General features: G+C 71.2%; 4 protein-coding genes and 1 pseudogene. 3 read left to right on the top strand and 2 right to left on the bottom strand.

All coding sequences use genetic code 11. The features are described 5' to 3' along the window. Both ACWC9T_RS41045 and ACWC9T_RS41050 read right to left on the bottom strand, forming a co-directional pair. Positions 1–113, bottom strand: a pseudogene (locus ACWC9T_RS41045) (electron transfer flavoprotein subunit beta); the annotation flags it as partial. A gap of 268 nt (positions 114–381) precedes the next feature. Beyond that, positions 382–795 (bottom strand): thioredoxin family protein, encoded by a 414-nt coding sequence (locus ACWC9T_RS41050; protein ID WP_449826118.1) that lies wholly within the window; start codon positions 793–795, stop codon positions 382–384. Positions 796–1,003: 208 nt separating this feature from the next. Between ACWC9T_RS41050 and ACWC9T_RS41055 the strand changes: the two genes are divergently transcribed. The 3 genes from ACWC9T_RS41055 (at position 1,004) to ACWC9T_RS41065 (ending at position 4,007) form a co-directional block, all read left to right on the top strand. Continuing rightward, positions 1,004–1,429: a DUF4395 domain-containing protein gene (locus tag ACWC9T_RS41055; RefSeq protein ID WP_449826119.1), complete on the top strand. Its 426-nt coding sequence runs from the start codon at positions 1,004–1,006 to the stop codon at positions 1,427–1,429. A 261-nt stretch (positions 1,430–1,690) separates the two neighbouring features. Further along, positions 1,691–2,461: a lysophospholipid acyltransferase family protein gene (locus ACWC9T_RS41060; RefSeq protein ID WP_449826120.1), complete on the top strand. Its 771-nt coding sequence runs from the start codon at positions 1,691–1,693 to the stop codon at positions 2,459–2,461. A 178-nt stretch (positions 2,462–2,639) separates the two neighbouring features. Further along, positions 2,640–4,007 carry a hypothetical protein gene (locus ACWC9T_RS41065; protein ID WP_449826121.1) on the top strand — a complete coding sequence of 456 codons (1,368 nt, stop codon included), beginning with the start codon at positions 2,640–2,642 and terminating at the stop codon, positions 4,005–4,007. The last annotated feature ends 103 nt before the right edge of the window (positions 4,008–4,110 follow it).

Here is a 4,110-nt window from a genome sequence, read left to right on the forward strand (position 1 = left end):
TCCGACAGGAGGCCGTCCACGCCCTCCCGGTCGGTGGTGTGGTCGTCCGCGAAACGACGGTCACCCGTCGCGTCCGGCACGTACTTCACACAGACAACGATCCTCAAGCTCACGGCCTGTCTCCTGTACTGGTCTCGTCCGGCGGCTGCGGTTGTGCAAGCGGGTACGAACACTCCACGCACCCGCTCCGGGCAGCGAGTTTCCCGTGCCGGTCCGGAACTTCCTGGCAGCATACTCGCCGGTAGCTCAGTGGTCACTACTCGCCAGTAGCTTGCGCCGGGACGGCTGCACCGCCGCTTGCGCCCATCCTGCCCCAGGAGGGGGTCGGCTCCACGTCACGGGGTACCACAAACCGACGTACGAGTCCCCAGCCGCAGCCCGTCAGACCGCGTGCCCCAGCGCCGCGATCACATCCGCCTTGCGCGGCATCCCCGCCGCTCGCCGCACCACCCGGCCGCCCGCGTCCAGCACCAGGACGGTCGGCGTCCGCAGGATCTCCAGCCGACGGACCAGCTCCAGCTGCGCCTCGGCGTCCACCTCGACGTGCGCGACCCCGGCGACCATCCCCGCCACCTCGGCGAGCACGCGCCGGGTGGCCCGGCACGGCTGGCAGAAGGCGGTGGAGAACTGCACCAGGGTCGCCCGCTCACCGAGCGGCCCGCCCAGATCGGCCTCCGACACCCGTATCGCCTCGTCCTCGGTGAGCACCCTCAGCCTCCCGTCGCGCCTGGCCCGCAGCAGCCCGAACGTGGTCGCCACGGCCAACGCGACAACGCACACCACCAGTCCGGTCATCCCTCCAGTCTGCGGCAGCCCGCTCCGCGCCCGAAAGAAAGGTCGACCGCCGACGCCGGGCCCGCGTACGATCGGCCGGTGGACTCCGAACGCACCGCACCGCCGTTGCCGATCTCCCGTCGCGTCGTCGACCCGGGCCGGGCCACCACCTCCCGCTGCCGCTGACGCGCCCCGCCGCACCTGCCCGTCGCGACCCCCCGGAGCCCCCGTGCAGACCGACCCCCGCGGTCCCCGCTTCTCCTCCGCGCTCGCCGCCGCCGTCCTGGCGGCCGTCCTGGTCAGCGGCAACGGCCTCCTGCTCGCCGCCCAGGCCATGGTCTTCGCGCTCAGCGCCTTCGGCGGGCTCCGGCTCTCCCCGTACGGCCTGCTGTTCCGGGCCTTCATCCTCCCCCGACTGGCGCCGCCCACTGAGACCGAGGACGAACGGCCGCTGCGCTTCGCCCAGGGCGTCGGCCTGGTCTTCACCTCCGTCGGCGCCCTCGGCTACTTCACCGGAGTCACTTGGCTCGGCCTGCTGGCCACCGCGTTCGCCCTGACCGCGGCCTTCCTGAACGCCGCCTTCGGCTACTGCGTGGGCTGCGAGATGTACCCGATCGTCCGACGCGCCCAGGGCCGACTCGGCGCCGGGGCCTGACCCGCTACGCCGCGACCTCCGCCACACCCGGGACGTCACCGGCGCCGCGGACGAAAAAGTTCCCAGCCGGATTCATCACGGAGATCACACCGCGAATACTCGCTTGACCACACGCCTCAGGTGACAGCAGGCACTCGTTCGGGGGATCATCTCCGTGTATCACCCGTGACCGCCGCGGCGTGCCGTGCTCCGGTCGGCTCCCGCGCAACGGTGCGGGTACCCGCCGTACCGGGCTCCGGCCCGTGGAAGTCAGGACTGACCGTGGCAGAGTTCGTCTACCCGCCGGTGATCGGCGCCGCACTCACCGCCTTCCGTGCGCTCGACGTGCGGATCAAGATCGTGGGTGCCGAGCACATCCCCGCAACCGGCGGAGCGGTGCTGGTCAGCAATCACATCAGCTACCTCGACTTCCTCTTCGCCGGCCTCGGCGCCTACCGGGGCGGCAAGCGCAAGACCCGCTTCATGGCCAAGGACGACGTCTTCAAGCACCGCATCTCCGGCCCGCTGATGCGCGGCATGAAGCACATCCCGGTCGACCGCACCGACGGCCAGCCCGCCTACGAGGCCGCCGTGCGCGCCCTCAAGGCCGGCGAGGTCGTCGGGGTGTTCCCCGAAGCGACCATCAGCCGCTCGTTCATGCTGAAGAAGTTCAAGACCGGCGCCGCCCGGATGGCCGCCGACTCCGGCGCCCCGCTGCTGCCCGTCGTCCTCTGGGGCACCCAGCAGCTCTGGACCAAGGGCCGCCCCAAGACCCTCACCAAGCGCCACGTCCCGGTGACGATCATGATCGGCGAACCGATTCACCTCGGCCCGAACGACAAGCCCGTGATGGTCACCAGAAAGCTGCGCGCCGCCATGAGCGAGATGCTCGACCAGGCCCAGCGCGAGTACCCCGGCAAGCCCTCCGGCCCGGACGACACCTGGTGGCTGCCCGCCCACCTCGGCGGCACCGCGCCCACCCTGGAGGTCGCCGAGGCCGAGGACGAGGCGGAGGCCCTCGCCAAGGCCGAACGCCGCGCCGCCCGGGGCTGACCGAACCCCACCTCCTACTCCGTGCGACCGAGCGGACGCTTTCCGTCGCGTGTCGCCCGGTCGTCGACGCCCCCCGTCTGACACAGTGACAGCTCCTTTCAGGGGCCTCCGTCCCGGATCTCCTCCTCGATCCGAGACGGAGCACACGTCGGAACGGTCGGAAAGGTCGGAGACGGAGATGGCACGGATCACCGGCACAGGGAAGTCCCCCACGAACAAGGCCCGCACCCGCGCAACCGCCGGTGCGGGCCTGCTTTTTCTGGGCACCCTGCTCACCGGCTGCGGAGCCGAGCCCGGGGAGATCCCGCTGTCCGAGATCCGGCCGGAATCCCCCACCGTCACCCCCGAGCCGACCGCCTCCGACGGCGTGGTCGGCGCGGAAGCCGCCACCCCCGCGGCCGCCGCGCACAACGGACTGATCGTCAGCAGGGCGTACACCGACGCCACCCACACCACCAGCGCCATCGTCACCCTCGCCCCCGACGGCACCGCCCAGCGCCAGGTCACCCAGCCGTCCAACCACGCCCTGGACGACCGCCCCGACTGGTCCCCCGACGGCAGCAGCATCGCATTCGACCGCACCGACCCGCAGACCGGCGCCGCCCGCCTCTGGACGGTCTCCGCCACCGGCGACAACGCCCACCAGATCAGCCAGCTCTGCGACACCAGCAGCGCGAGCACCGACTGCGCCAACGAGGACGAACGCGCCCCCTCCTACTCTCCCGACGGCAAACAGCTCGCCTTCAGCCGCTCCTGGGGCGCCGTCGAGCAGGCCGGCAACAAGCAGACCCAGTACTCGGACCTCTACCTGATGAGCCCCGACGGCACCAACGTCCAGCGGCTCACCTTCCTCACCAACGACAAGCCGTACTCCGGCGCCGTCACCAACCCCAGCTGGTCTCCCGACGGCAAGCAGCTCACCTTCGAGTACCGCACCAGCGCCACCGGACAGCCCGCCAACAGCCGGGCGATCTACGTCGTCAGCGCCGACGGCACCGGACTCCGTCAGCTCACTCCCTGGGAACTGCGCGCCGGCGACCGCGCGAGCTGGTCACCCGACGGCACCCAGATCCTCTTCACCACCTACCCGGCCGGCCCCGACAACGCCCCCGGCGGGGGCATCTACACCGTCCACCCCGACGGCAGCGCCATCGGCGCCCTCACCCCCGCCCCCTCCGACACCGCCTACGGAAGCGCGGCCTACGCGCCCGACGGCAAGTCCATCGTCTTCACCCAGGCCCCCAAGGGCGCCGGCACCGACCTCTACAGCATGCGGCCGGACGGTACGGGAATCGCCCGGCTCACCAACAGCGCCGACAAGTGGCTCAGCCGACCTGCGTGGGGAACGGCGGTGGTGCCGGTGCAGACGTCCCAGGCAGCCCAAGTGCCCCAGACACCCCAGGTATCCCAGACACCCCAGACATCTGAGACGCCCCAGCCCGGGGCTCCGACGGCATCCGTCGAGGCGACGCAGACTCCGGCAGCGCCACCGGCCCCGGCACAAGAGCAGCCGACGGACGAGGAGAACGGCCCCCAGGACAACTGAGCCGAAACGCGAAAAGGCCCACCCGGTAACCCGGGTGGGCCTTTTCTGAAGAATTGTTCGGCGGCGTCCTACTCTCCCACAGGGTCCCCCCTGCAGTACCATC

It is taken from the genome of Kitasatospora sp. NPDC001159, from assembly GCF_053598235.1.

Excerpts from the sequence above, each read along its gene's own strand:
- ACWC9T_RS41050 (WP_449826118.1), bottom strand. The coding sequence starts at position 795 with ATGACCGGACTGGTGGTGTGCGTTGTCGCGTTGGCCGTGGCGACCACG.
- ACWC9T_RS41065 (WP_449826121.1), top strand. The coding sequence starts at position 2,640 with ATGGCACGGATCACCGGCACAGGGAAGTCCCCCACGAACAAGGCCCGC.